This is a genomic window from Paraburkholderia sp. RL17-337-BIB-A, from assembly GCF_046025895.1.
GTDB classification, from domain to species: domain Bacteria; phylum Pseudomonadota; class Gammaproteobacteria; order Burkholderiales; family Burkholderiaceae; genus Paraburkholderia; species Paraburkholderia fungorum_C.
In genome coordinates this window covers 1,825,605-1,849,382 of the sequence record NZ_JARESY010000001.1, presented here as the reverse complement: position 1 = coordinate 1,849,382, position 23,778 = coordinate 1,825,605, and the positions used below count along the sequence as shown (strand labels likewise).

Genomic DNA, 23,778 nt, shown 5'->3' with positions numbered 1-23,778 from the left:
TTCTGCGCTCCAAGGTTTCCGATGGCTTCGAATCTCCACGATCTTCCCGACAGCCCGTGTATCGGCGTCTGTTCCACGCTGTTCGACGAGGTCTGCAAAGGCTGCGGCCGCACCGCCACCGAAGTATCCAACTGGGTGTTCCTGAGCGACGAGGAAAAGCGCGCCGTGTGGGTACGCATCGAGCAGGACGGCACGGCCATGCGCTTCAGGAACGACAAGCTATAGCCGGATCGCGCCGCGGGACGCGTATAGGCCCTGCTGTCGGCGAGCGTGTCTCCCGATTGGAATTGCAATAAAAAACGCCGGAATTCCGGCGTTTTTGCATCATGGGCGCAGCTGCTCCAGCGCGTAAATCAGAACCGCATACCGACACCCAACCCGACCACCAGCGGATCAATATTCAGACGGCCGAGCGGCTGAGCGCCAAGCGAGGCGTCGGTGTGCATCCAGATTTTCTTGATGTCCGCGTTGACGAACAGCGACTTGGTCACCTGCACGTCCACACCTGCCTGCAAGGCGGGGCCAAAGCTGTGGTTGGTGATCGAGATCGGCTGACCGCCTGCGTTCAGACCATTGTTATAGAACAATGTGTAATTCAGACCCGCACCGACATACGGACGGATACGCCCTGCGTGGTTGAAGTGATATTGCAGCAACAGCGTGGGCGGCAACACGTTCACGCCGCCGAGATTGCCGAGGCTCGAACTCAATTGATGGCGCGACGTGCCGAGAATCAGCTCGACGCCGAGGTAATCGCGGATCATGTAGGTCAGATCCAGTTCCGGCACGATGGCGTTGTTGACGCCCACGTTGAGCGCCGACAGCGACTGGCTGGTTCCCACGTCCGGCATGATGCTGATTGCGCGCAGACGCACCAGTATGTCGCCGGCGTGTATGCCGTTCATCTGGTCGTTGCCGGCAGCCTGAGCGTGCGCCGCCGGCGGCGCGCCTGTGCATAGCAGACACGACGCGACGGCAGCGGCCTTGATTCTGTTCCTGAGCGAGTGCTTCATGTGCTTCCCCGAGTGGTTGTTTGCGTGCGGGGATTGTCGAAGTTCTCGCGAGGCTTCACGTTGACCCGCATCAACCGAGCGAGAACGCCCATCGCCCTGCGACAGCCGGTCGCGTCACGCCGGTCAGGAGCAGTTCGATCAGGTCGTGGACGCTGCGGATAGCGGTGCCGAACGGCAACGCTTCGCGGCCGCGAAAGAACAGACCGTTGGCCACGTCGCCGCGCAATGCCGCGGCGAGCCGCGTGTCGATGCAGAAGTGGCCGAACTTCTCGACACCATCGCGCCAACCGCAGACACTGAGACATTCGAGCGCGGTCGGACATACGTGTTTGAGCGTGCCGATCTTCTCGCGGATTTTCGCTTCGTGGCGCAGATAGCGCATCAGCCACGGCGTCTTCACGGCGCGCGCCGGCAGCCCCGTCACGCTGACAAATTCGACGATGTCGTCGGGCGTCGCGTCGGCCAGCACGCGCTTGAAGTTCGGATGCGCGTCGCCTTCTTCCGTGACGGCGAACGGTGTGCCGAGCTGCACACCGCTGGCACCCGCGGTCAGTAACTCGCGTACGGCTTCGTGACTATTGATGCCGCCCGCGACGATCAAGGGCACATCCTGGCGACTCAAACCGAGCGAGATGAATACCGCATGGAGTTCCTCGAGGACACGCAGGAAATCGAAGCGCGGGTCGTGCAGATCGGCGAGGTTTGTCACGCCGAGATGGCCACCTGCGTGGGCCGGATGTTCGATCACGACGGCGTCGGGCAAGCGGCCCTTCTTCAGCCACTTCTTCAGCACCAGTGCGACGCCGCGGCTATCCGACAGGATCGGGATCAGCGCGATGTCGTGGCCTTGCGTCATGTCCGGCAAATCGAGCGGCAGGCCCGCGCCCATGACGATCGCGTCGGCGCCGCTTTCGCAGGCGACGCGCACATAATCTGCTTGCGCATTGACTGCTTTCATCACGTTGACGGCGATCATGCCGCGGCCATCGCTGAGCGCTTTGGCAGCGTGGATTTCACGGGCCAGCGCGGTGAGGTTCGCCTGTTCGAGCGTAGCCCGATCAGGCGCTTGCCGACAGAGCGCGATCAGATCGCGATGGTGATGACGCAGATCGATGCTGGCGATGGTACCGAGTGCACCCTCGCGGGCGACGCTGCCGGCCAGCCGGTGCGCCGAGATACCGACGCCCATGCCGCCTTGTACGATCGGCAGCAGCGAGCGGCCGCGGATAACGAGCGGTGGGAATGAGTGAGAGGTGTGCATTGACGAGCCGAGGGAGGGACGAACGAAGCGGTGATAATCGGTCGTTGAGCGCGGCTTGCGTTGCGTTGGGTCAATGAGCCTGTTTGACGGTTTGGTTTCGCGTCGGGTTGGTTGATCTTGGTCATGAAAAAAGCCCGCTTCGAAGAAGCGGGCTTTGCTTTACGCTGCGCCGTGAAGCGAGGAGCGCTTACTGCACGCCCTGGCTCAACAGGAAGTCTTCATAGTTGCCGCCGAAGTCGTTCAGCGTGCCGTTGGTCTTCACTTCGATGATGCGGTTCGCGAGGCCGCTCACGAACTCACGGTCGTGCGACACGAAAATCAGCGTGCCTTCGAACTTGTCGAGCGCGATCTGCAGCGACTCGATCGACTCCATGTCCATGTGGTTGGTCGGCTCGTCCATCAGCAGCACGTTGTGGCGGCCCAGCATCAGCTTGCCCCAGATCATGCGGCCCTTCTCGCCACCGGAGAGCACTTTCACGGACTTGCGGATGTCGTCGGCATTGAACAGCAGACGGCCGAGCGTGCCGCGCACCATCTGCTCGTCGTCGCCTTCCTGGCGGTAGCCGTCGATCCAGTCCATCAGCGTGATGTCGTCCGGAAACTCTTCATACGTATCCTGCGGCATGTACCCGACGTTGGCGTTTTCCGCCCACTTCACCGTGCCGTGATCCAGCGTGAGCCTGCCGAGCAGCGAGCGCAGCAGCGTGGTCTTACCCGCACCGTTCTCGCCGATGATCGCGATCCGCTCGCCAGGCTGCACGCTGATGCTGAAGTCGTTGAAGATCGAGCGCTCGTACTTCTTCGAGATCTTGTCGGCCACCACGGCAATGTTGTGCAGCTTCTTTTCGTACTCGAAGCGGATGAACGGGTTCTGCCGCGACGACGGCTTGAATTCCTCGATCTTGATCTTGTCGATCATCTTCAGACGGCTGGTAGCCTGACGCGCCTTCGACTTGTTCGCCGAGAAGCGGCGCACGAAGTCCTGCAGGTCGGCGACACGTTCCTTCGCCTTGGCGTTGGCGTTCTGCTGACGCTCGCGCGCCTGCGTGCTGGCCAGCATGTAGTCGTCGTAATTGCCCGGATAGACCTTCAACGTGCCGAAGTCCATGTCGGCCATGTGCGTGCACACCTGGTTCAGAAAGTGGCGATCGTGCGAGATGATGATCATCGTCGAGTTGTACTGGTTGAGCACGTCTTCCAGCCAACGGATCGAGTTGATGTCCAGGTTGTTGGTCGGCTCGTCCAGCAGCAGCACGTCCGGCTTCGAGAACAGCGCCTGCGCGAGCAGCACGCGCAGTTTCCAGCCAGGCGCCACATTGCTCATCGGGCCGTTGTGGTCTTCAATCGCGATGCCGATGCCGAGCAGCAGCTCGCCGGCACGCGCTTCGGCGGTGTAGCCGTCGTACTCGGCGAACTTCGCTTCGAGTTCGGCCGCATGCATGTAGTCGTCGTCGGTGGCGTCCGGGTTCGCGTAGATCGCGTCGCGCTCGGTCATGGCGGCCCACATTTCGGCGTGGCCCATCATCACGACGTCGAGCACGCGCACCTCTTCGTACGCGAACTGGTCCTGGCGCAGCTTGCCCAGACGGATATTCGGTTCGAGCATCACGTTGCCGGAGCTCGGTTCCAGATCGCTGCCGAGGATCTTCATGAAGGTGGACTTACCGCAGCCGTTCGCACCAATCAGGCCATAGCGGTTCCCTCCCCCGAACTTGACCGAGATGTTCTCGAAGAGGGGCTTTGGCCCGAATTGCATGGTGATATTGGCGGTAGACAGCACGGCGCGTCCTTTGAAGGTGATATCGGCGAACAACCCGATATTTTAGCAGGTTATCGCGAATTCAACCCCCACACGCGCCATGCTCGCCCGTTTTGACGCCTCGCTCGAGCTTCGCGCGGGCTTCGTCCATGCCCGCTTCGCGCCGCCTGGCTGTCTTCCAGCCACTGCCCGGCGCGTGCAAAACGTCGATGAAGGCCGACAGATCGGCCTCTCCTGGCCCCGTCGCCGGGACGCAGCAGTTGCTGGACCGTCGGCGAAACCGGCATCGCCTGCCGGTTTTGTATGCCGGGGAGGCGGCATACCGGGCACGGGACGTGCGGGATGGCTCGCGCGCACAAAGGACATCGACAGGACGTCGGCCGCGATCCATTGCCTATACTTTTTGCACACCAACGAAGATCAAAGGAGGAAGTTCATGTCAGAACACGTCTACAAACAAATCGAACTGACCGGCTCATCGACCAAATCGATCGACGACGCCATCAGCACCGCGATTACAAAAGCGTCGAAGACGCTGCGCAATTTGCACTGGTTCGAAGTGACGGAAACGCGGGGCCAGATCGAAAACGACAAGGTCGCCTACTGGCAGGTGACCATCAAGGTGGGGCTGCGCATCGACTAGCGCGTCGGCTGAAACATCTTCGACACATGATCCGAAACGAAAAAAAAGCTGCGTCCGTACCGGACGCAGCGTCTCAATGCAGCGGTTGCTGAAACCGCCGCCTGGTCGATAGCGACCTTCGATTGTTATTCAGTCAATTGTTGCTCGCCCGATCGCGACCTGCTCGACAGTGACACGATCGGCTCGCAATGACCGCGACAGCCGGATTACTTCGGCAGCGAACCGTCCACGCCTTCCACGTACCAGTTCAGACGTTGCAGTTCGGGATCGGTCAGCGTCTTGCCCGCCGGCACCTTCACCGCGCCGGACTGGTCCTTGATCGGGCCCGTGAACACGTCCCACTTACCGCCTGCCAGTTGTTCGCGCTTCGCCGCGACCTGCTTCTGCGCGTCGGCTGAAATCACCGACGTGTTCAGGTCTTCAAGATTGACGGCCTTCTGCGGAATGCCCCACCACACCGGATCGTTTTTCCACTTGCCGTCCAGCACCTGCTGGATCGCCGCGCTGTAATACACGCCCCAATGCCCGACCACCGAACCGAGGTGCGCGTCAGGACCGAACTTCTTCATGTCCGAATCCCAGCCGAATGCATGCACGTGCTTTTCCGATGCGGTCGCGAGCGTCGCGCTCGAATCGGTGTTTTGCAGCAGCACGTCGGCGCCCTGGCCGATCAGCGTTTCTGCGGCCTGCTTTTCCTTGCCCGGATCGAACCAGCTGTTGATCCAGATGACCTTGGTGTGAATCTTCGGATTCACCGAACGCGCGCCGAGCGTGTACGCGTTGATGTTGCGGACCACCTCGGGAATCGGCACCGACGCGACAAAGCCCAGCGTGTTGGTCTTCGTCACATAGCCCGCGGCCACGCCTGCGAGGTACGCGCCCTGGTACATGCGCACGTCGTAGGTGCCGAAGTTCGGCGCCTTCTTGTAGCCGGTTGCGTGCAGGAACACCGTGTCCGGGAAGTCCTTCGCGACTTTCAGTTCGAAGTCCTGATAGCCGAAGCTCGAACCGATGATGATCTTGTTGCCCTTGTTCGCCAGATCGCGGAACACGCGTTCCGAGTCGGCCGATTCAGGCACGTTCTCGATGCGGGTGATCTTGATCTTGTTGCCGAACTTTGCTTCCGCTTCCTTCGAGCCCTGATCGTGCGCGAAGGTCCAGCCCGCGTCGCCCGGATTGCCGAGGTAGACGAATGCGACGCCCGGCGCGTCAGCCGCTTGCGCGGTTTGCGCGAGCGGCGCGGCGAGCGCCAGCGAGGCCGCGCCCCATGCGAATGCGGTCAGCAGATTTCTTCTCTTCATGTTTTTTCCTGTCGTGTTTGTCGATTGATTTGAAACGTGTGGTCGGTCACGTGCGAATAGGCTAGCGAACCCATCCACGTCAGCCCGCCGAGAAAAACGGTTTGCCGAGCGATGCGGGTGCATTCAGACGAATCGTGTTCGGGTTGCGGGAAATCAGCACCAGCACGACGACGGTCGCGACATACGGCAACATCGCGAGGAACTGCGTCGGCACCGGCACGCCAATGGCCTGCGCGTAAAACTGCAGACCGGTCACGGCGCCGAACAACAGCGCGCCGATCAGCAGGCGCCCCGGGCGCCACGTCGCGAACACCACCAGCGCGAGCGCGATCCAGCCGCGGCCGGACGTCAGCTGTTCCTGCCACAAATGCAGATTGACGATCGAGTAGTAACCGCCTGCGAGCCCCGCCATGCCGCCGCCGAAGGCGACCGCGCCGTAACGCACGCCGACCACCGGAAAGCCGACCGAATGCGCCACTTGCGGCGATTCGCCGACCGAGCGCAGCACGAGGCCCGCACGCGTGCGATACAGGAACCACCAGATCACCGCGAACATCAGGAACGCGAGGTAATCGAGCGGCGTGAGGCTGAAGAGCGCGGGTCCCAGCACCGGAATCTTCGAGAGACCCGGAATGGTCCACGTGTCGATCGTGGCGCGCACCGCTGCCGACGTGTACGGTTTGCCGACATAGGCCGACAAACCAATGCCGAAGATCGTCAGCGACAAGCCCGTGGCGACCTGATTGGCGAGCATGGTCAGCGTGAGGAACGCGAATAGCAGCGACATCGCGAGGCCCGCGCCGATCGCGGCGACCACCCCGAGCCACGGGCTGCCGCTAATGGCGGTGACCGCATAGCCGGTCACGGCGCCCATCAGCATCATGCCTTCGACGCCGAGGTTGAGTACGCCCGACTTCTCGGTGACGAGTTCGCCTGCGCCCGCGAACATCAGCGGAATCGCGGCGGTGACGGCGCTCGAGGTGAGCGCGCTGGCTTGTTGAATATCCATGGAGATCCGGCGGGAAAAATCAGTGGCGAATGAGTGGACTTACGCGGCGACCGAGCGCCGGCGCACGCGATAGTTCACGAACAGGTCAGCACCCAGCAGGCAAAACAGCAACAGCCCCTGGAACACGCCGGAGAGCGCCTGCGGCAATTGCATCGAGGTCTGCACCGCTTCGCCGCCCAGATACAGCAGCGCCATCAGAAGGCTCGCGAGCACGATGCCGACCGGATGCAGCCGGCCCACGAACACGACGATGATCGCGGTAAAACCGTAGCCCGGCGACCACGTCGCCTGCAACTGGCCAATCGGACCCGCGATCTCGCCCATGCCGGCGAGACCCGCCAGACCGCCGCTGATCAGCAGCGACGTCCAGATGGTTTTCTTGTCGGAGAAACCGGCGTAGCGCGCGGCGAGCGGCGCGAGACCGCCAACGTTCATGCGGTAGCCCGCAAAGCTCTTGCGCATGAACAGCCACACGCACGGAATCGCGATCAGCGTGACGAACACGGAGGCGTTCAAACGCGTGCCGCGCAGCCATTTCCAGTGCCAATCGCCGGAGAACGTCGGATAGAGCGCGTCGCCGCTGAACATTTCGGAGAGCGGAAAATTCATCCCCTGCGGATCGCGCCACGGGCCGCTCACCAGATAGATCAGCAACTGCGTGGCCACATACGTGAGCATCAGGCTGACGAGAATCTCGTTGGTGTTGAAGCGGCTTTTCAGGAGCGCGGGGATCGCCGCCCATGCCATGCCGCCGAGCACGCCGGCGATCATCATGGTCGGCAGAATCCACCAGCCGGTGGCCTGATCGAAATAGATCGCGACGCCGCTCGCGGCGATGCCGCCAAGCAGCATCTGCCCTTCAGCGCCGATATTCCAGACGTTGGCGCGATAGCCGATCGCGAGACCGAGGCCGATCAGGCACAACGGCGAGGCCTTCAGCAGTAGTTCGGACCAGCCGTTCACAGTGGAAAGCGGGTCGATGAAAAACGCGTGCATGGCTTCGAGCGGATCGCGGCCGACCAGGCTGAAGATCAGGAAGCCGATCGCGAGCGTGAGCAACGCGGCGATCAGCGGCACGGCAAGCTGCATTGTGCGCGAGGGCGTCGTGCGTGCTTCGAGTCGATACGGAAGAATCATGGGAGCGTGTGGTTATAGCGGGTTCTTGTGTTTAGCGTCGATGCGAAGCGGCCGATGCAAAGTGGTCGATCCGGCTTCGGCTCAGGCATGCGCCGGCTGTTCCGCCGAAGGCGCCGCGCCCTCGCGGTCGCCGAACAGGCCTGCCATCCAGCGGCCGATTTCCTCCGCGTTGGTCGCCCCCGTGGCACGCACCGGCGAAAGTCTGCCACCGGCGAGCACCGCGATGCGATCGCAGATGTCGAACAACTCTTCCAGTTCCTCGGAAATCACCAGAATCGCCACACCGCGCGCGGACAAGTCGAGCAGTTGCTGGCGAATGAACGCTGCCGCGCCGACGTCGACGCCCCAGGTCGGCTGCGCGACCACCAGCACCTTGGGCGCCTGCAGAATCTCGCGTCCCATGATGTATTTCTGCAGGTTGCCGCCGGAGAGACTTTGCGCCAACGCTTCAGAGCCGCCGCAACGCACGTCGAAGGCTTCGATGCAGCGCCTGGCGAAGGCGCGCATCGCGCCGGCCTTGATCCAGCCGGAACTCACCATCTGCTGACGATGCGCGGTGAGCAGCGCATTTTCCGACAGCGTCATCGCCGGCACAGCGCCGCGGCCCAGGCGCTCTTCCGGCACAAAACCGAAGCCGAGCGCGCGCCGGCCGCCTGCGCCAAGGCGCCCTGCCTGCTTGCCGCAGATCGTGACCGCGTCGGCGCGCGCGCCGCGTTTTTCACCGGAGAGTGCCGACAGCAATTCGGCCTGCCCATTGCCCGACACGCCCGCGATACCGAAAATCTCGCCGGCATGCACACCGAACGAGACGTTATTGAGCGAGGTGCCGAACGGATCGTCGCTTTCCACCGACAACTGCTTCACGTCGAGCAGCACCGCACCGGGGGTGTGTTCACGTCGCGTGTAATCCGGCAGCGAATGGCCGACCATCAACTGCGCGAGCGATGCATGAGTTTCTTCTTTCGGCGTCACGTGACCGGTCACGCGGCCGCCGCGCAGCACCGTGGCGGTGTCGCACAACTCCTGGATTTCGTCGAGCTTGTGGCTGATGTAGAGAATGCTGCAGCCTTCGGCCGCGAGACGCCGCAGCGTCTCGAAGAGCTTGCGGACCGCTTGCGGCGTCAGCACCGAAGTCGGTTCGTCCATGATCAGCAGACGCGGATTCTGCAGCAGACAGCGCACGATCTCCACGCGTTGCCGCTCGCCCACGGTCAGGCTATGCACGTGACGTTGCGGGTCGATGTCGAGGCCGTAGTCGGCGGAGACTTCGCGGATACGCTTGGAAAGCGTCTTCAGATCGAACGGTTCGTCGAGCGCGAGCGCGATGTTTTCGCCGACCGTGAGCGTCTCGAACAGCGAAAAATGCTGGAATACCATGCCGATGCCGAGCTTGCGCGCCGCCGCTGGGCTGGCGATCTCGACCGGGTGACCTTCCCAGCGGATCTCGCCCGCGTCGGGCCGCACCGCGCCGTAGATGATTTTCATCAAGGTGCTTTTGCCGGCGCCGTTTTCGCCGAGCACGGCATGGATTTCACCCGGCGCGACGATCAGCGTGACGTCGTCGTTGGCCCGCACGGCCGGATATTGTTTGGTGATGCCCTGAAGCATCAACCGGGGCGCCGCCTGTTCCGGCCTGTTTGCCGGCTGCGCGGCGGCGCCGTCGCTATAAGAAGAGTTGCTCATGTGATTCCGTAGTACGTCAGAGACTGCCGCCGCGGCGCGTCCGCCGCCCTGTCAGCAAGCGATCCGTCACCACAACCGGATGACAATACCTAATTCGACCCACTCAGTCGAGCCGCCAAAATTCCCCGCAAACCCGCGCCGCAGCGTGCTCTGCGGGTATCCCACTCTTGACGTGAATTTGTGTTCATATTAAAAGTCATATACACCCACGCCCGTTCGATCAGCCAGAACATATATTTCGGAGAAGTCATGAGTCAGCAACGCGAGGCGATCGATACATACCTGTTACGCGTCTTGCACACCCTGCTGATGGAGCGCAGCGTCACGCGCGCGGCCGTCAAACTGAATCAATCGCAACCTGCTATCAGCGCGGCACTGCGCCGATTGCGCGACATCACCGGCGATCCGCTGCTGGTGCGCGGAAAGTCCGGCATGGTGCCGACCGAGTACGGCCTGCGCCTGCTCGAACCGGTGCAGAACGCGCTGCGCGAGATCGAACGCATCAAGTTCCAGCAGCACAACTTCGATCCGGCCACCTCGATCCGTTGCTACCGGATCGGCTGCCCGGACTACCTGAACGTGCTGTTCGTGCCGACGGTGGTCGAACGTTTTCGTCAGGCCGCGCCGAACGCGACGCTCGAATTTCACTCGCTCGGGCCTGCCTTCGACTACGAACTCGCGCTCGAGGACGGCAAGCTCGACATCGTGGTCGGTAACTGGCCGGAGCCGCCGGAACAACTGCACCTGTCGAATCTGTTCGTCGATCAGATCGTCTGCCTGATGAGCAACGCGCATCCGTTCGCCAAACGTGGCGGGCTGACGCTCGACCAGTATCTGAATGCACCGCATCTTGCGCCTACTCCTTACTCGGTGGGCCAACGGGGCGCGATCGACGTGCATCTCGCGCGTGAGCGGTTAAAACGTCATGTTGTCGTTACGTTGCCGTACTTCAATCTGGCGCCCTACGTCCTGATCAAGTCCGATCTGATCTTCACGACGACGCGCCTGTTTGCCGATTACTACGCCAAGTTCCTGCCGCTGACCGTGGTGCCCGCCCCGCTCGATTTCCCGCCGATGCAGTACTACCAGCTGTGGCACGAGCGCGTGCATTATTCCGACGAAGTGCGCTGGCTGCGCAGCCTGGTGGCGGAAGCCACCAGGACGTTGATCGACAAGCCTTGAGCTTTACGCTGCGGTCTATCGGCATCAGCCTTTTGCGGATGCCGATAGACCTGCTTCTTCCATTGTGTGCTTACGCTACCTTTGCTCCTTCGCTACGAAGCCGCTTCATACAGCGTCTTCGCCAACCGGTTGTGCTGCTCGATGACCGGTCCGAGTTCCAGCGTCGTCAACTGTCCGCCTTTCACCACCACCTTGCCGCCGATCACGCTATGGCTCACCTGCGACGGCGCGCAGAACACCAACGCCGCGACCGGATCATGCAAGGCACCGGCAAACAACGGCTGACGCAGATCGAACGACACAAAGTCCGCGGCCATGCCCGGTGCCAGCGCGCCAATGTCATCGCGATTCAACACTTTGGCGCCGCCTAGCGTGGCGATTTCCAGGGCTTCACGCGCGGTCATCGCGTCCGGTCCGAAGCCGACCCGCTGCAGCAGTAGCGCCTGGCGTACTTCGGCGATCATTTGCGCACCGTCGTTCGACGCCGAGCCGTCCACGCCCAGGCCCACCGGCACGCCGGCAAGACGCATCCGTTTGACCGGCGCAATCCCCGAGGCGAGCCGCATGTTCGAGCACGGGCAATGTGCCACGCCGGTGCCCGTGCGAGCGAACAGTTCGATGCCCGCGTCGTCGAGTTGCACACAGTGCGCGTGCCATACATCGTGACCGACCCAGCCGAGATCTTCCGCATACTCGGCCGGCGTCATGCCGAACTTCTCGCGGCTATACGCAATGTCGTTGACGTTCTCCGCCAGGTGCGTGTGCAGCGACACCCCGTAATGCCGCGCCATTACCGCCGATTCGCGCATCAGATCGCGGCTCACCGAGAACGGCGAGCACGGCGCCACCACCACGCGCAGCATCGCGTAACGGCCTGCGTCGTTATACGTCTCGATCAGCCGCTGCGTGTCCTTCAGGATGTCCGCTTCACGTTCGACCACCGAATCCGGCGGCAACCCGCCGTCCTTCTGCCCCACGCTCATGCTGCCGCGCGCTGCGTGAAAACGCATGCCGATCCGCTCTGCCGCGACGATGCTGTCGTCGAGACGGCTGCCGTTCGGGTAGATATACAAATGGTCGCTCGAGGTCGTGCAACCGGACAGCAACAGCTCGGCCATCGCCGTCAAGGTCGAGACTTCGATCATCTCCGGCGTAAGGTTCGCCCACACCTTATAGAGGCTGGTCAGCCAGCCGAACAACTCGGCGTTCTGCGCGGCCGGAATCGCGCGCGTCAGGCTCTGATACATATGGTGGTGCGTGTTCACCAGTCCTGGAATCACCAGGTGACCACGCATGTCCAGCACTTCGTCGGCCGTTTGCGGCAATTCCGCCGTCGGTCCGACCGCGACGATGCGGTTGTCCTCGATGTACATACCGCCGTCGCGCAGTTCGCGCCGGGCGCCGTCCATCGTGACCAGCACGTCCGCGTGCTTGACCAGCATCGTTCGTTTAGGCTTGTTCGGCTTTTGGGCCGCCTGCTCCATCGTCATTCGCTTCTCCGCTTCATTGCTTCAGTGCAAAGCCGTTCGAACGCGATGTGACGGCACGCCAACCGTGCCGCCACGTCCCGTTGAACGCCGTTGGCCCGGTTACCCAGCGTGTTATCGCCGTCTTCGGGATGTGCCGCGCTGCCGCAGCACAGGCGTAACCTTCGACGGTCAAAATAATGCTGACAACTCGCGCCAATGAGATACCCAAGTTCACGCTGCCGATATAGTGGACCTTTTTGGCGCCGGTACGATCCGCCAATAGGTTAAATGCACTGCAACAATCGAACAAAACGACGCGTTGCGGCTTTCAGCAGGCTGTCTGTCATGCGCCAGCTATTATCTTTCCTATCTCGGGCGCGCTGACGTGAACATCCTTTTTACAATGGCTGCCACGGCGCTCGCTTCAATTCGCCGACGGGTATGTAGCCACTGACGTGGAGCCTCGATCCGCCGCAACGTATTCTGGATCGGGCCGCCGCCGAAACCTCGCATTCACATAAGGAAAATTGCGAATGGGAAAGCTCACTACCCATGTGCTCGACACCGCGAACGGCCGTCCTGGCGCGGGCATCAAGGTCGAACTCTTCGCGCTCTCCGGCGACACCCGCCGCGCGCTCAAAACCACCACCACCAATGACGACGGCCGCTGTGACCAGCCGCTGCTCGAAGGCGACGCATTGGTCGCGGGCGAATACGAACTTGTGTTCGGCGCCGGCGATTACTTTGCTTCGATCGGCACGAAGGTGCCCGAGCCGCGTTTTGTCGACCGCGTCGTGCTGCGTTTCGGCGTGGCCGATGCCGGTGCGCATTATCACGTGCCGCTGCTGGTGTCGCCGTGGTCGTACAGTACCTATCGAGGCAGTTAAGCGCACAGAGCGTTTTTCGATAGGCGTTGGAAGAGAACGAGGTTGACGTTGCTTTTTTGATCGCGCCCGATTGCACTGCGCAGATGCGTGGAGACACAACCGCGAAGCGCAATCGAATGCGTGTGACGCGACCCCAGGTCCCAATAAAAAACGGCGCTGTGCGAACTGAGCGCACCGCGTCTTTCGCCCTGAAAGAAGTCCCCTTGGGGGACACCCCGCAGTCTGTGCAGCGGCGCCATGCATGCCGACGACCCGTCAGCCGGGTCACCGAAGGCGCAGTGAGGACACCAGCGTCGTTGCACGCACAACGAATCAGAAGTGGAGGAGTTCATGGAAGGCTTTATCACCGACTGGCTGAATCTGGCGATTCGCTGGTTCCACGTCATCGCCGCGATTGCATGGATCGGCGAATCGTTTTACTTCGTCGCGCTGGACAACAGCCTGAAACCACCAGAGGACCCTAACCAGCGCAGGCGCGGGGTGTTCGGCGAACTGTGGCATGTGCACGGCGGCGGCTTCTACAACATGCAGAAGTACACCGTCGCACCGCCGGAAATGCCGGACGATCTGCACTGGTCCAAGTGGCCTTCGTACACCACGTGGCTGTCGGGCTTCGGCCTCTTCACGGTGCTGTATCTGTTCTCGCCGTCCACGTACCTGATCGACAGGAATGTGCTCGACATGGGCCCGGTGGTGGCCGTCGCTTCGGCACTCGGCTTCCTCGCCGCGGGCTGGATCGTGTATGACTCGCTGTGCCGTTTGCTGGGTAACAGGGACAAGGTGCTCGGCATCTGTGTCGGCGCTTACGTACTGATCGCGGCGTGGCTCGCGTGTCATATCTTCGCAGGCCGCGCGGCTTACCTGATCATGGGTGCGATGCTGGCCACGATCATGTCGGCGAACGTGTTCTTCGTGATCATCCCGGGTCAGCGCAAGATGGTTGCCTCGATGCTCAAGGGTGAAACGCCGAACCCGATCTACGGCAAGCGCGGCAAGCAACGCTCGGTGCACAACACGTATTTCACGCTGCCGGTAGTGTTCGCGATGCTGTCGAACCACTATGCGATGACCTACACGCATCCGTACAACTGGGCCGTGCTCGTGATCATCATGCTGGCCGGCGCGCTGATTCGCCAATTCTTCGTGATGCGTCACCGTGGCCAGGTACTGTGGTATTTGCCGCTGGTCGGTATCGTGCTGATGTTCTGCGCCCTCTTCTGGACGATGCCCAAGCCGATCGTGCCGCAAGCGCAGGCGGCGAATGCGCCGGTCGTTCGAGTGACCGATATCGCGCCGGTGCTGCAACAGCGCTGCGTGGCATGCCACTCAGCGCATCCGACGATGATGGGCAGCGCCCCGGCCGGCGTGCTGCTGGATACGCCGGATGAGATCTCGCAGAACGCACAGCGGATCTATCAGCAGGCGGTGACCTTGAAGGCAATGCCGCTGGGCAACGTCACGCATATGACCGATGACGAGCGCATGAAGATCGCCGCGTGGTTCGAAGGCGGTGCGGCGAAGTAATGGAAATGGCCGGGCATCGCGCCCGGCGCTGCGGATTGGAAAGCGGGCTTTTTCGCGCAAGCGGGAGGCCCGTTTTTCGTTAGCGGCGGGCAGGCTATGCCAGCTGCACGGCACCACCTGCGATTTGTAGCCGAAAGGCTACAATTTAGACCAAATTCGACCGTTTTGTAGCCCTTGGGACATAAATTTATAAAAGCATTTTGTGTCCTATGGGCTACAATATAGTCTAATTTCCGCCAAATTGATGCCCTTGGGCTACAAATGACCAATCTTGCTGACGTCGCAGACATGCTGAAGGCCGTTAGGCGCGACAGCAACTTGTCACAGGAGGAACTGGCGCACCGGGCGGGGGTCGCCCGCACCACGGTCGCGCGCATGGAAACGCTCGCCAGGAACGACATGAGCGTTTCGGCCCTCGTGCGTCTGCTCGAGGCGGCAGGCTACGACCTCAAATTCGTTCCCCACGGACACGGACGAACACTCGAGGACATCCTGGCGGAGCAACGCATGCCGGATTCCAACTCATGAGGCTCGATGTTCAGGTTCTAGGCAAAAATGTCGCCACGCTGTTCCGCGAGCGCGACGATTACATCCTCAAATACAACCGTGACGCGACGGCGAACGACTTCGTCAGCTTAACCATGCCGGTGCGCGAAGAAGCCTGGCGCTGGCCGCGCGACCTGCATCCGTTTTTCCGGCAGAACCTTCCCGAAGGCTATCTGCTGAATCTGATCCGCGAGCAGTTCGGCCCTCTGCTCGACGGCACGGACCTCTCGTTGCTTGCGGTGGTCGGTGCAATAGGGATTGGCCGCGTCACCGTCACGCCTGAAGGCGTTGAGCCTGGCACCGCATTGCAGCCGCTGGACGTGCAGGACATCTTGCACGGCGACAACACAGCCGAGCATTTCGCCGTACTCGTGCGCGAATATGCGCGCGCGGCCATCTCGGGCGCCGTGCCGAAGTTCATCGCGCCTCAGGCGCAAATCGCTGCCAGTCCTTCAACGCCAATCCCGCTCGGCAAACCGACCATTCGAACGAGCCGTCACATCGTCAAAGGCTCTGACGACAACACACCGTTTCTCGGCTTCAATGAGTTTTATTCGATGCGCGTGCTGGAGCACGTCGGCGTGGCGCCGGTCGCGCGCACGCAGATGTCGGATGACGGCCGTGCGCTGATCGTCGAACGTTTCGACGTGGATGCCAATGGACTGCCTGCGTATGGCGTCGAGGATATGTGCGGATTGTTGGGCTTGCCGCCACATGAAAAATACAATTCGACCAGCGAGAAGATGCTCAATGCCGCAAAAGCGTATCTGCTCGATCGCGATAGTATGCGGCTGCAACTCGAACAACTCGGCTGGCATCTGCTGACGAACTATGTGGTGCGTAACGCAGACTGTCATACGAAGAACGTCGCACTGTTCTACACGTCGGTCGATGATGTCGCGTTCACGCCGGTCTACGACATCGTCACGACACAGGCCTATCCGCGTTTCGCGGCCAATCCACCGGGTTTGCCTATCGACGGGCGAAAAACCTGGGCGGCCGGCAAAACGCTCGAGCGTTTTTTCAACACGCGTATGGGGATTGCGCCGCGGCAATACGCGCAGATGGTGGAAGCGCTGTGCGATTCGGCGGTCGAGGTCGGTCATGAATTGATCGAAGCGTCGCGCAATGAACCGCAGTGGCGCCAGGTCGCCAAGCAGATGCTGCATGCGTGGGACGAAGGCATGACGTCCTTGAGATCGCCGAAGAAAAGCCCGCAATTCAAAGGACTTAAACCAGCGATCGAGGCGGCAGGATTTTCCGCACCCGAGCCGGCGGAACGCGCGCGGGAAATCATCGGGCGTTCACCGCTACTCGGCAAGCGCGGCTGAAATACGGCATCGCGCCGGCAATCCTCGCCTGCAAAAGCAAAAAGCCCACAACATGCACGGTGGGCTTTTTGCATGGTCGACTTGCTCGACCTGCTGCGTCGAAGCGCGAAATCTCAAACAGTCACCGCGCTCAACGCATCTTCCGTGAGCCAGAGCGACTCGGCCAGATCCTGCTCGTTCAGGTTGAGTCCATCGCCGCCACGATCGACGACGATAAAGTCGCTCACGTCGCCCAATGCGATCAGCGGATGGTGCCAAACGCCCTTCGCATAGTTCACACCCTGCCAGCCGCTCGTCACGAACGCGCGAATCTGCTGCGGGTCCAGTTCGCCCGCCGGCGCCACGACCACCAGATACGGTTTGTCATTCAGCGGCACGAAGGCCTGGCTGCCCAGCGGATGGCGTTCAAGCATCTTCACTTCGAACGGCAGCGTGCGCGGTTGCCCGCGAAACAGATTCACCAGCGTGCGGCCGTCTTCGTCGGTCACGTCCACTTTCGCGAGATCGTGATAGCGGATCGTGGTGCCGAGATTGATCGGAATCTGCTTCGCGCCTTCGAGTTCGATCACGTCGCCGAATGCGGCGAACGCTTCCTTCGTCAACGGTTCGATTGCCAGCGTTTTCATGATGCGAGCGTGCCCCACAGACGCAGACGCGACACGCCGCCGTCCGGAATGATGTTGAAACGCACGTGCGTAACCGGACCCAATGCAGCGATTTCGCTTTCGAAATAGTGCTGGTTGTCCATCTTCAGCTTCTGTTCGTCCAGCAACACCGGCCAGAACATGGCTTGCGTGATCAGCGAGCTGTCCGTGCCGCCCGTCACGTACGCGGCCTGGATCGAGCAACGGTCCGGATAGTTGCCCTTGAAGTGTGCCGTGTCGACTTCGATCTTCCTGATCACGCCCGGCTGTGCCAACGCGACGATCGCCCAGTCATTGCCCGGTTCACGGCGACGGCGCGTTTCCCAGCCGTCGCCCATGTTCACGCCGCGGCCAGGCATCAGAATCGTCGATGCCGCGCCGAAGTGCTGGTTGTTCGCCGCAACCAGATAGGCGCCGTTTTCCATCGCGGCGAGATCGAACTGCTCGGTGCGGCTCGCGCCGGCCCAGTCGACTTGCGGCTGGCCATACACCCGCAGGCGCGCAATCCCGCCGTCCGGGTAGATGTTCACGCGCAGATGCGTGTAGGCGTTCGCATCGCTGACCTCGTGATAGTGGTGGCTATTGCCTTGCAGCGTGGTCGACGGGACGATTTCGGTCCATTGCGTCGACTGGTTCGGCGCACCGTCGACGACTCGCGCAGCCTCAACCGAAGCTGCCGGCGGGAAGTTGCCCGTGAAGTGGCTGGTGTCGAGATCGAGACCCTTGATCACGCCCGGACGCGCGAGCTTCACGACACACCAGTCGTAACCGTTGGCGCGCTTGCGGCGCGTTTCCCAGCCGTCCATCCACTTGCCGTTGTCGTCGTACTTGCCCGGAATGAAGACGGCCGGCTCCGGATTCAGCATGCGTTCCTTCGGTGCGAAGAAATCGTCGCTGGCCTCGAGCGCCTGCGCGCCCAGACGCGGATCCGCCAGATTCACATAGCGGCGCGTGAATTCCGGTGCGTTGGGGTCGAGAATCGGGAGTGCCATCTTTGTCTTCCTTAGTGTTTGCTGGTGCTGAAAAAGCGCTTCGGGCCGACGTCCGAGTTTCGCGACGCGTGGTTAAACCTTACGCGTCGATCAGGTCGTCGAGCCGGAAACGTGCGATGCGATAGATTTGATCGAGGCTCGCGCGCAATTCATCGGCGCGGCTGTTATTCACGCGCGCCTCGAAGTTGGCGATGATGCCGTGGCGGTCGTAACCGCGCACCGCGAGGATGAACGGAAAGCCGAACTTCTCGCGATAGGCGCTGTTCAGCGCCAGCAGCTTGTCGAATTCTTCCTGCGTGCACTGGGCGAGGCCCGCGCCGCTCTGCTCACGCGTCGATTCGGCGGTCAGCTCGCCGCGCACCGCGGCCTTGCCGGCGAGCTCCGGGTGGGCATTGATCAACGCCAGTTGCTTCGCAACGCCCGCAGTCTTGACGATGCTCGACATCTTGCCATGCAGTTCGTCGATGCTGGCAAACGGCCGTTGCTGCGCGGCGATTTCCGCGACCCACGGCGAGTGCTCGAATATGCCCGACAGCGCCGCGACGAACGCGTCGGTTGAGGTGCTGTTGAGTTGGTCCAGAGTGTATTGCATCGCCTTCATGCCGCTGCCCCGCGGTTGTTTTGCTGGTAAGGGTGATGTTCGCGCCAGTGACGCGCGATATCGACGCGCCGCGTCACCCACACGCGATCGTGCTGTTCGATATGGTCGAGAAAACGTTGCAGCGCACGGAAACGCCCAGGGCGGCCGAGCAAACGGCAGTGCATGCCGATCGACAGCATCTTCGGGGCTTCGTCGCCTTCTTCGTAGAGCACGTCGAACGCGTCGCGCAGGTACGTGAAGAAATGGTCCGCGGTGTTGAAGCCCTGCGGGCTCGCAAAACGCATATCGTTGGTGTCGAGCGTGTACGGCACGATCAGTTGCGGGCTCTTCGCACCGCCGGTTACTTCGACATCCATCCAGAACGGCAGGTCGTCGCCGTAATAATCCGAGTCGTACAGGAAGCCGCCGTGTTCGGCGACGAGACGATGCGTGTTGGGACTATCACGGCCGGTATACCAGCCGAGCGGGCGTTCGCCGGTAATGCGCTCGATCGCTTCCATGCCGAGGCGCATATGCTCCGCCTCTTTTTCCGGCGACACGTCCTGGTAATGGATCCAGCGATAGCCGTGGCAAGCGATCTCATGACCGAGTTCGACGAAGGCGCGCCCGAGCTCAGGATGCCGTTCGATCGCCATGCCGACGCCGAACACCGTGAGCGGCAGGCCGCGCTTTTCGAATTCGCGCAGGATGCGCCATACGCCTGCGCGCGAGCCGTATTCGTAAATCGACTCCATGCTCATGTGACGCGCCGGATAAGCCGCCGCGCCCACGATTTCCGACAGAAACTGCTCCGAGCCCGGATCGCCGTGCAGCACGCAGTTTTCACCGCCTTCTTCGTAGTTCAGGACAAATTGCACAGCGACACGCGCCCGACCCGGCCAGTTCGCCTGCACCGGGTAGCGGCCGTAGCCGATCAGATCGCGTGGATAGTTCGAGTCGAGTGGCATGGTTTGACGAAAGCGTGGTGACGGTACGTAAAATTCGCGCGAAACTCACGTGACATGCACGTGGGGTCTGATTGCGTGTGTTTGTATGTTACTCACGCCGGCGCGGGGAAAACAGCCCTCAATATTGGCACCAGAAGCAGCAGCAAAATAGCGTTCGGGCACCAGCGCCGAGTGGGATCAGTGTAGCGAAAACGCCCGGGTGCGCCCATACACCCGGGCAGATAGTGCGTGTCAGACCGGAAGTATGTGCGAAGCCGGCCCCACCGGGCGTTCCGTGGTGTTTACCCGCAGTGAGCCGCTTGAATTTGCGCTTTCGGCGGTGCTTGCGGCCGAATCGCGGGACGGTTGCGGATTGGGGTCCGCGTCGGCCGGACTGAAAGCTTCCAATGCGCCGTCGTAACGCTTGGCCAGAGGCCGCGCATAGTCGCCGCGCTTGGCCGTGGAGAGCCGCAGCGCGACCAGCGCCTCGGTCCATTTGAGCGCGGCTGTCACGCCCTCGATCACCGGTGCGCCCAATGCATCTTCGATCTCCGCGCACAACTCGGCCATGCCGGCGCAACCGAGCACGATCGCGTCCGAGCCATCTTCCTCCAGCGCGCGCCGGCATTCGTCGAGGATGATGCGGCGCGCCGCCGAGCCGGGCTTGTCCAGGTCGAGCACGGCGACGTCGGTGGCCCGCACGTTGCGGCAGAAACGCTTCATGCCGTAGCGCTCCGCGAGGTGCCACGCCATGCCGCAGGTGCGCGCCAAGGTGGTCACCACCGAAAACCCCGGCGCCAGCACGCTTGCCGCATGCATCGCGGCCTCGGCGATACCGATCACCGGACCGCGCGCCAGCTCACGTGCCGCGTACAGACCGGGGTCGCCGAAACAGGCGATCACGTAACCATCGCAGCCCTCACGTTCGCCGGCAATGACCTCGGCCAGCAAGCCGGGCGTCGCCAGTGCTTCGTCGTAATAGCCTTCAATCGACGGCGGCCCCATCGTCGGATTCACCGCAATCACTTCGGTGCCGGGCGCGGCGACTTCGCGCGCACAGCGGCCCATGGCATCCGTCATACGTTGTGTCGTATTTGGATTAATCAGTTTGATGCGCATATCCACTCCTGTTGCGACTCAAATGACTCAGCGTGCAAATTAGCGTTAGCGTGCAAGTACACGATAGAACACCGCGGCTAGCCCGGCGCCGATAAACCACGAGAAGTTCGCGAGTCCATCGAGCGTCGGCACCATCACGCAGATCACGGCGATCAACGCGGCCGGCAGCAATGCAGCCACCGCGCGGTAATTGACGCCGTTACGGTACCAGTACGAGCCGCTCGGGGAAACCGAATAGAGATCATCGAGCACGATCTTTTGACGCTTGACGAGGAAGTAATCGACGATCAGGACGCCATACAAAGGGCCGATGAAACTGCCGAGCACGTCGAGGGTGTAATGAATCACCGCCGGGTTGTTGAACAGGTTCCACGGCGTGATGAAGATCGACGCCACCGCCGCGAGCATGCCGCCCGCGCGCCAGCTGATCAGACGCGGCGCGACATTCGAGAAGTCGAAGGCCGGCGACACGAAGTTGGCGACGATGTTGATGCCGATCGTCGCAATCGTGAAGGTCAAGGCACCGAGAATCACCGCGGTCGGATAGTCGATACGGCCCACCGTTTCGACCGGGTCCGTGATCAGTTGGCCAAATACCGGCAGCGTCGCCGCGGTCGTGATGACCGTCACCAGCGAGAAGGCGAGGAAGTTGACCGGCAAGCCCCAGAAGTTACCGCGCTGCACGCTGCGAAAGCTCTTGCCATAGCGGGAAAAGTCGCCGAAGTTCAGCATCGGTCCGGAAAAGTACGAGACCACCAGCGAGGTTGCCGTGATCATCACCGGCACCACTTCCATGCCGTGATATTTGACGCCGCCGAGATTGATGCCGATGTTTCGCCATCCTGCGCGATACACCATGTAGCCGGCGAGAATGAACATCACCACGTAGACGGCCGGACCGGCGAAGTCGATGAACTTTTTGATGGTCTCCATGCCGTGCCAGAACACGAGCGCCTGCAAGACCCACAACAACATGAAGCCTGTCCAGCCCAAGGTTGAGAGACCCATGAAGCCATGGTGATGCACATCCGCATAGGGCAACAGTTGCGGAACGAACTTCAGCACCACGATCACCAGCGCGCTCGACGCCAGATAGGTTTGAATGCCGTACCACGCAACCGCGATCAAACCGCGAATCACGGCGGGGATATTCGCGCCGAGCACGCCGAACGTTGCGCGGCAGGCCACCGGATAAGGTACGCCGTTCGCCTGACTCGGCTTGGCAATCAGGTTGCAGAGCACGTTGACAATGGCAATGCCGACCAGCAGTGCGATCAATACCTGCCAGCTCGTCAGCCCGAGCGCGAACAGACTGCCCGCGAACACATAGCCGCCGACGCTGTGCACGTCCGACATCCAGAAAGCGAAGATGTTATAAGCACCCCAGGTTTGATGGCGCAGCGGCGCCAGGTCTTCGTTGTACAGCCTCTCGCTGTAGCCTGCGGGTATCGACGGATCGCTGGACGCGCCGCCGTCTGCATAGGTGGGAATTGCGGGACTGCCGGACGCTGCACTGAACTGAGCCATGACTCCTCCTTGGGATAGGGACCGTCGATTGCGAATCGAAGGACGTTGCATCGGCCATGCCAGTCGCGTCCCTCATCCCTGATTGGGAAACAGAAGGTTCAAGCTAGCTGATTGACCGTGCCGCGGATGTCTCCGTACTTGATGTACTTGTGGTTATCGCACCGCCGGTAGCCGCGAATCCCGGCGCTGCGTTACTACTTCAAGGCTGCCATTCGATGACGGCCACGCGTGCGCAAGCCGGCAGCGCTCACGCCGAGCCGCCTTGCAACGCTTGATTCGGTTCAGTTCAATTCAGTGCGGTGCGCACCAGCAAGGAACGCGCACCGGCCGCCGCCTCAATCTGGCGCGGACTTGTCTTTGGATGAAACCCGGGACGCACCGTTAAGTGCGCCAAACACTTCATGCAGATCGGCCGCGCCACGTGCGGGGCGGTCCAGCATCTTCAACTCGACGGTTTGCAAATGACGCGCCATCAGTGCCGCGGCCTCTTTTGCATCGCCGGCGTCGAGCGCGGCGAGAATCGCTTCGTGGTCTTCGAACGAGCAAGGGCTGCGTCCGAGCGACTCGTACAGTGCCGAAATCAGCGTGGAGCGCGCCACCAGTCCGTTCAGGCAATCGCACAGCACGGTGTTGCCGGTGAGCCCAGCCAACTCGGTATGAAACTCGCCCGACAGACGAATCCACGCCGGAAAATCACGTGTTTCGAACGCTTTGCGTTCACGGCCGATCATGCTGCCGATGCTCTTCAAACGGCGCATCCCATGACCGCTGCAAATCTTTTCAACCACGGCCAGTTCGATGATCCGGCGCATTTCGAACACTTCATGCACTTCCTGCAGCGACGGGCTGGCAACGAACGCACCACGATTCGGCTCGAGGTCGACCAGGTGGTCGGTCGCCAGTTGCGCGAGCGCCTGGCGGATCGGTCCTCGCTTCACGTCAAATACTTCGCATAACTGTGCTTCTGTCAGCTTGGAACCAGGCGCGAGCCGATGCTCGAGGATCGCGGCGCGGATGCGCTCGGCGATCGCTTCGGGTTTCGAACCATTCGAGCTGGCGGAATCTGTGTCGGACATGATGTTTGTCTCGGTATGTTGGTCATCATAGGATGGACATAAAAATTGTCAACAATTTTTGCTTTTAATTTTGACAATCACAATAGAGCCATTGGGTTGGGCAACTCCTTAACGCAGTGCGTGAGCCCTGCGTGGCTTCAATACCAGT

At 61.6% G+C, this 23,778-nt stretch carries 22 protein-coding genes; 7 read left to right on the top strand and 15 right to left on the bottom strand.

Features of this window, described 5'->3' with window-relative positions; translation table 11 throughout:
• Positions 1-21: 21 nt before the first annotated feature.
• Positions 22-225, top strand: coding sequence for a DUF1289 domain-containing protein (locus P0D84_RS08350; RefSeq protein ID WP_408223405.1), 204 nt, complete (start codon positions 22-24; stop codon positions 223-225).
• 128 nt (positions 226-353) lie between these two features.
• On the opposite strand, the gene P0D84_RS08345 is transcribed toward P0D84_RS08350, so the two are convergent.
• From P0D84_RS08345 to P0D84_RS08335, 3 genes are all read right to left on the bottom strand, one after another.
• Positions 354-1,013, bottom strand: coding sequence for an OmpW/AlkL family protein (locus P0D84_RS08345; protein ID WP_408334720.1), 660 nt, complete (start codon positions 1,011-1,013; stop codon positions 354-356).
• A 70-nt stretch (positions 1,014-1,083) separates the two neighbouring features.
• Positions 1,084-2,274, bottom strand: coding sequence for an NAD(P)H-dependent flavin oxidoreductase (locus P0D84_RS08340; RefSeq protein WP_408334717.1), 1,191 nt, complete (start codon positions 2,272-2,274; stop codon positions 1,084-1,086).
• A gap of 187 nt (positions 2,275-2,461) precedes the next feature.
• Complete coding sequence (locus P0D84_RS08335; RefSeq protein ID WP_408339724.1) at positions 2,462-4,054, bottom strand: ABC-F family ATPase; 1,593 nt, start codon at positions 4,052-4,054, stop codon at positions 2,462-2,464.
• 415 nt (positions 4,055-4,469) lie between these two features.
• Here P0D84_RS08335 and P0D84_RS08330 point away from each other — a divergent pair, with 415 nt between their 5' ends.
• Positions 4,470-4,676: a dodecin gene (locus tag P0D84_RS08330; RefSeq protein ID WP_074283352.1), complete on the top strand. Its 207-nt coding sequence runs from the start codon at positions 4,470-4,472 to the stop codon at positions 4,674-4,676.
• Between the two features lie 206 nt (positions 4,677-4,882).
• On the opposite strand, the gene P0D84_RS08325 is transcribed toward P0D84_RS08330, so the two are convergent.
• From P0D84_RS08325 to P0D84_RS08310, 4 genes are all read right to left on the bottom strand, one after another.
• Entirely contained in the window at positions 4,883-5,977 is a 1,095-nt protein-coding gene (locus P0D84_RS08325) for a BMP family ABC transporter substrate-binding protein (RefSeq protein WP_408334714.1), read from the bottom strand.
• A gap of 79 nt (positions 5,978-6,056) precedes the next feature.
• Entirely contained in the window at positions 6,057-6,986 is a 930-nt protein-coding gene (locus tag P0D84_RS08320; protein WP_408334711.1) for an ABC transporter permease, read from the bottom strand.
• Between the two features lie 39 nt (positions 6,987-7,025).
• Positions 7,026-8,123, bottom strand: coding sequence for an ABC transporter permease (locus P0D84_RS08315; protein ID WP_408334708.1), 1,098 nt, complete (start codon positions 8,121-8,123; stop codon positions 7,026-7,028).
• An 81-nt stretch (positions 8,124-8,204) separates the two neighbouring features.
• Positions 8,205-9,806, bottom strand: coding sequence for an ABC transporter ATP-binding protein (locus P0D84_RS08310; protein ID WP_408334705.1), 1,602 nt, complete (start codon positions 9,804-9,806; stop codon positions 8,205-8,207).
• A gap of 249 nt (positions 9,807-10,055) precedes the next feature.
• On the opposite strand from P0D84_RS08310, the gene P0D84_RS08305 reads away from it, so the two are divergent.
• Entirely contained in the window at positions 10,056-10,988 is a 933-nt protein-coding gene (locus P0D84_RS08305) for a LysR substrate-binding domain-containing protein (protein WP_007181594.1), read from the top strand.
• Positions 10,989-11,080: 92 nt separating this feature from the next.
• Here the strand turns inward: P0D84_RS08305 and P0D84_RS08300 are convergent, their stop codons facing one another.
• Complete coding sequence (locus P0D84_RS08300) at positions 11,081-12,478, bottom strand: 8-oxoguanine deaminase (protein ID WP_408334702.1); 1,398 nt, start codon at positions 12,476-12,478, stop codon at positions 11,081-11,083.
• Between the two features lie 512 nt (positions 12,479-12,990).
• Here P0D84_RS08300 and uraH point away from each other — a divergent pair.
• The 4 genes from uraH (at position 12,991) to P0D84_RS08280 (ending at position 16,745) form a co-directional block, all read left to right on the top strand.
• Positions 12,991-13,344, top strand: a complete 354-nt coding sequence (gene uraH, locus P0D84_RS08295) for a hydroxyisourate hydrolase (protein WP_012433320.1) — start codon at positions 12,991-12,993, stop codon at positions 13,342-13,344.
• A 330-nt stretch (positions 13,345-13,674) separates the two neighbouring features.
• The gene (locus tag P0D84_RS08290; protein ID WP_408334699.1) at positions 13,675-14,868 is read left to right on the top strand and encodes a urate hydroxylase PuuD; all 1,194 of its coding nucleotides are present in this window, start codon (positions 13,675-13,677) and stop codon (positions 14,866-14,868) included.
• 261 nt (positions 14,869-15,129) lie between these two features.
• Positions 15,130-15,396: a helix-turn-helix domain-containing protein gene (locus P0D84_RS08285; protein WP_408334696.1), complete on the top strand. Its 267-nt coding sequence runs from the start codon at positions 15,130-15,132 to the stop codon at positions 15,394-15,396.
• Positions 15,393-16,745, top strand: coding sequence for a type II toxin-antitoxin system HipA family toxin (locus tag P0D84_RS08280; protein ID WP_408334693.1), 1,353 nt, complete (start codon positions 15,393-15,395; stop codon positions 16,743-16,745). Before P0D84_RS08285 ends, P0D84_RS08280 begins: the two co-directional genes overlap by 4 nt.
• Positions 16,746-16,858: 113 nt before the next feature.
• On the opposite strand, the gene P0D84_RS08275 is transcribed toward P0D84_RS08280, so the two are convergent.
• The 7 genes from P0D84_RS08275 to P0D84_RS08245 all read right to left on the bottom strand — a co-directional run bounded on the left by P0D84_RS08275 (position 16,859) and on the right by P0D84_RS08245 (position 23,630).
• Positions 16,859-17,371 carry an ureidoglycolate lyase gene (locus P0D84_RS08275; protein ID WP_408334690.1) on the bottom strand — a complete coding sequence of 171 codons (513 nt, stop codon included), beginning with the start codon at positions 17,369-17,371 and terminating at the stop codon, positions 16,859-16,861.
• Positions 17,368-18,381 carry an allantoicase gene (alc, locus tag P0D84_RS08270; protein WP_408334687.1) on the bottom strand — a complete coding sequence of 338 codons (1,014 nt, stop codon included), beginning with the start codon at positions 18,379-18,381 and terminating at the stop codon, positions 17,368-17,370. Before alc ends, P0D84_RS08275 begins: the two co-directional genes overlap by 4 nt.
• A 79-nt stretch (positions 18,382-18,460) precedes the next feature.
• Positions 18,461-18,982 (bottom strand): 2-oxo-4-hydroxy-4-carboxy-5-ureidoimidazoline decarboxylase, encoded by a 522-nt coding sequence (gene uraD / locus P0D84_RS08265; RefSeq protein ID WP_408334685.1) that lies wholly within the window; start codon positions 18,980-18,982, stop codon positions 18,461-18,463.
• Positions 18,979-19,929: an allantoinase PuuE gene (puuE, locus tag P0D84_RS08260; protein ID WP_408334682.1), complete on the bottom strand. Its 951-nt coding sequence runs from the start codon at positions 19,927-19,929 to the stop codon at positions 18,979-18,981. Before puuE ends, uraD begins: the two co-directional genes overlap by 4 nt.
• 231 nt (positions 19,930-20,160) lie before the next feature.
• Positions 20,161-21,027, bottom strand: coding sequence for an aspartate/glutamate racemase family protein (locus P0D84_RS08255; RefSeq protein ID WP_408334679.1), 867 nt, complete (start codon positions 21,025-21,027; stop codon positions 20,161-20,163).
• Between the two features lie 45 nt (positions 21,028-21,072).
• Positions 21,073-22,554, bottom strand: coding sequence for an NCS1 family nucleobase:cation symporter-1 (locus tag P0D84_RS08250; RefSeq protein WP_408334676.1), 1,482 nt, complete (start codon positions 22,552-22,554; stop codon positions 21,073-21,075).
• Positions 22,555-22,889: 335 nt separating this feature from the next.
• Complete coding sequence (locus tag P0D84_RS08245) at positions 22,890-23,630, bottom strand: GntR family transcriptional regulator (protein WP_408334673.1); 741 nt, start codon at positions 23,628-23,630, stop codon at positions 22,890-22,892.
• Between the last annotated feature and the right edge of the window lie 148 nt (positions 23,631-23,778).

What these genes read in the sequence shown, in the direction of transcription:
- P0D84_RS08350 (WP_408223405.1), top strand. Translation starts at nt 22, where the DNA reads ATGGCTTCGAATCTCCACGATCTTCCCGACAGCCCGTGTATCGGCGTC.
- P0D84_RS08345 (WP_408334720.1), bottom strand. Translation starts at nt 1,013, where the DNA reads ATGAAGCACTCGCTCAGGAACAGAATCAAGGCCGCTGCCGTCGCGTCG.
- P0D84_RS08340 (WP_408334717.1), bottom strand. Translation starts at nt 2,274, where the DNA reads ATGCACACCTCTCACTCATTCCCACCGCTCGTTATCCGCGGCCGCTCG.
- P0D84_RS08330 (WP_074283352.1), top strand. Translation starts at nt 4,470, where the DNA reads ATGTCAGAACACGTCTACAAACAAATCGAACTGACCGGCTCATCGACC.
- P0D84_RS08325 (WP_408334714.1), bottom strand. Translation starts at nt 5,977, where the DNA reads ATGAAGAGAAGAAATCTGCTGACCGCATTCGCATGGGGCGCGGCCTCG.
- P0D84_RS08320 (WP_408334711.1), bottom strand. Translation starts at nt 6,986, where the DNA reads ATGGATATTCAACAAGCCAGCGCGCTCACCTCGAGCGCCGTCACCGCC.
- P0D84_RS08315 (WP_408334708.1), bottom strand. Translation starts at nt 8,123, where the DNA reads ATGATTCTTCCGTATCGACTCGAAGCACGCACGACGCCCTCGCGCACA.
- P0D84_RS08310 (WP_408334705.1), bottom strand. Translation starts at nt 9,806, where the DNA reads ATGAGCAACTCTTCTTATAGCGACGGCGCCGCCGCGCAGCCGGCAAAC.
- P0D84_RS08305 (WP_007181594.1), top strand. Translation starts at nt 10,056, where the DNA reads ATGAGTCAGCAACGCGAGGCGATCGATACATACCTGTTACGCGTCTTG.
- P0D84_RS08300 (WP_408334702.1), bottom strand. Translation starts at nt 12,478, where the DNA reads ATGACGATGGAGCAGGCGGCCCAAAAGCCGAACAAGCCTAAACGAACG.
- uraH (WP_012433320.1), top strand. Translation starts at nt 12,991, where the DNA reads ATGGGAAAGCTCACTACCCATGTGCTCGACACCGCGAACGGCCGTCCT.
- P0D84_RS08290 (WP_408334699.1), top strand. Translation starts at nt 13,675, where the DNA reads ATGGAAGGCTTTATCACCGACTGGCTGAATCTGGCGATTCGCTGGTTC.
- P0D84_RS08285 (WP_408334696.1), top strand. Translation starts at nt 15,130, where the DNA reads ATGACCAATCTTGCTGACGTCGCAGACATGCTGAAGGCCGTTAGGCGC.
- P0D84_RS08280 (WP_408334693.1), top strand. Translation starts at nt 15,393, where the DNA reads ATGAGGCTCGATGTTCAGGTTCTAGGCAAAAATGTCGCCACGCTGTTC.
- P0D84_RS08275 (WP_408334690.1), bottom strand. Translation starts at nt 17,371, where the DNA reads ATGAAAACGCTGGCAATCGAACCGTTGACGAAGGAAGCGTTCGCCGCA.
- alc (WP_408334687.1), bottom strand. Translation starts at nt 18,381, where the DNA reads ATGGCACTCCCGATTCTCGACCCCAACGCACCGGAATTCACGCGCCGC.
- uraD (WP_408334685.1), bottom strand. Translation starts at nt 18,982, where the DNA reads ATGAAGGCGATGCAATACACTCTGGACCAACTCAACAGCACCTCAACC.
- puuE (WP_408334682.1), bottom strand. Translation starts at nt 19,929, where the DNA reads ATGCCACTCGACTCGAACTATCCACGCGATCTGATCGGCTACGGCCGC.
- P0D84_RS08255 (WP_408334679.1), bottom strand. Translation starts at nt 21,027, where the DNA reads ATGCGCATCAAACTGATTAATCCAAATACGACACAACGTATGACGGAT.
- P0D84_RS08250 (WP_408334676.1), bottom strand. Translation starts at nt 22,554, where the DNA reads ATGGCTCAGTTCAGTGCAGCGTCCGGCAGTCCCGCAATTCCCACCTAT.
- P0D84_RS08245 (WP_408334673.1), bottom strand. Translation starts at nt 23,630, where the DNA reads ATGTCCGACACAGATTCCGCCAGCTCGAATGGTTCGAAACCCGAAGCG.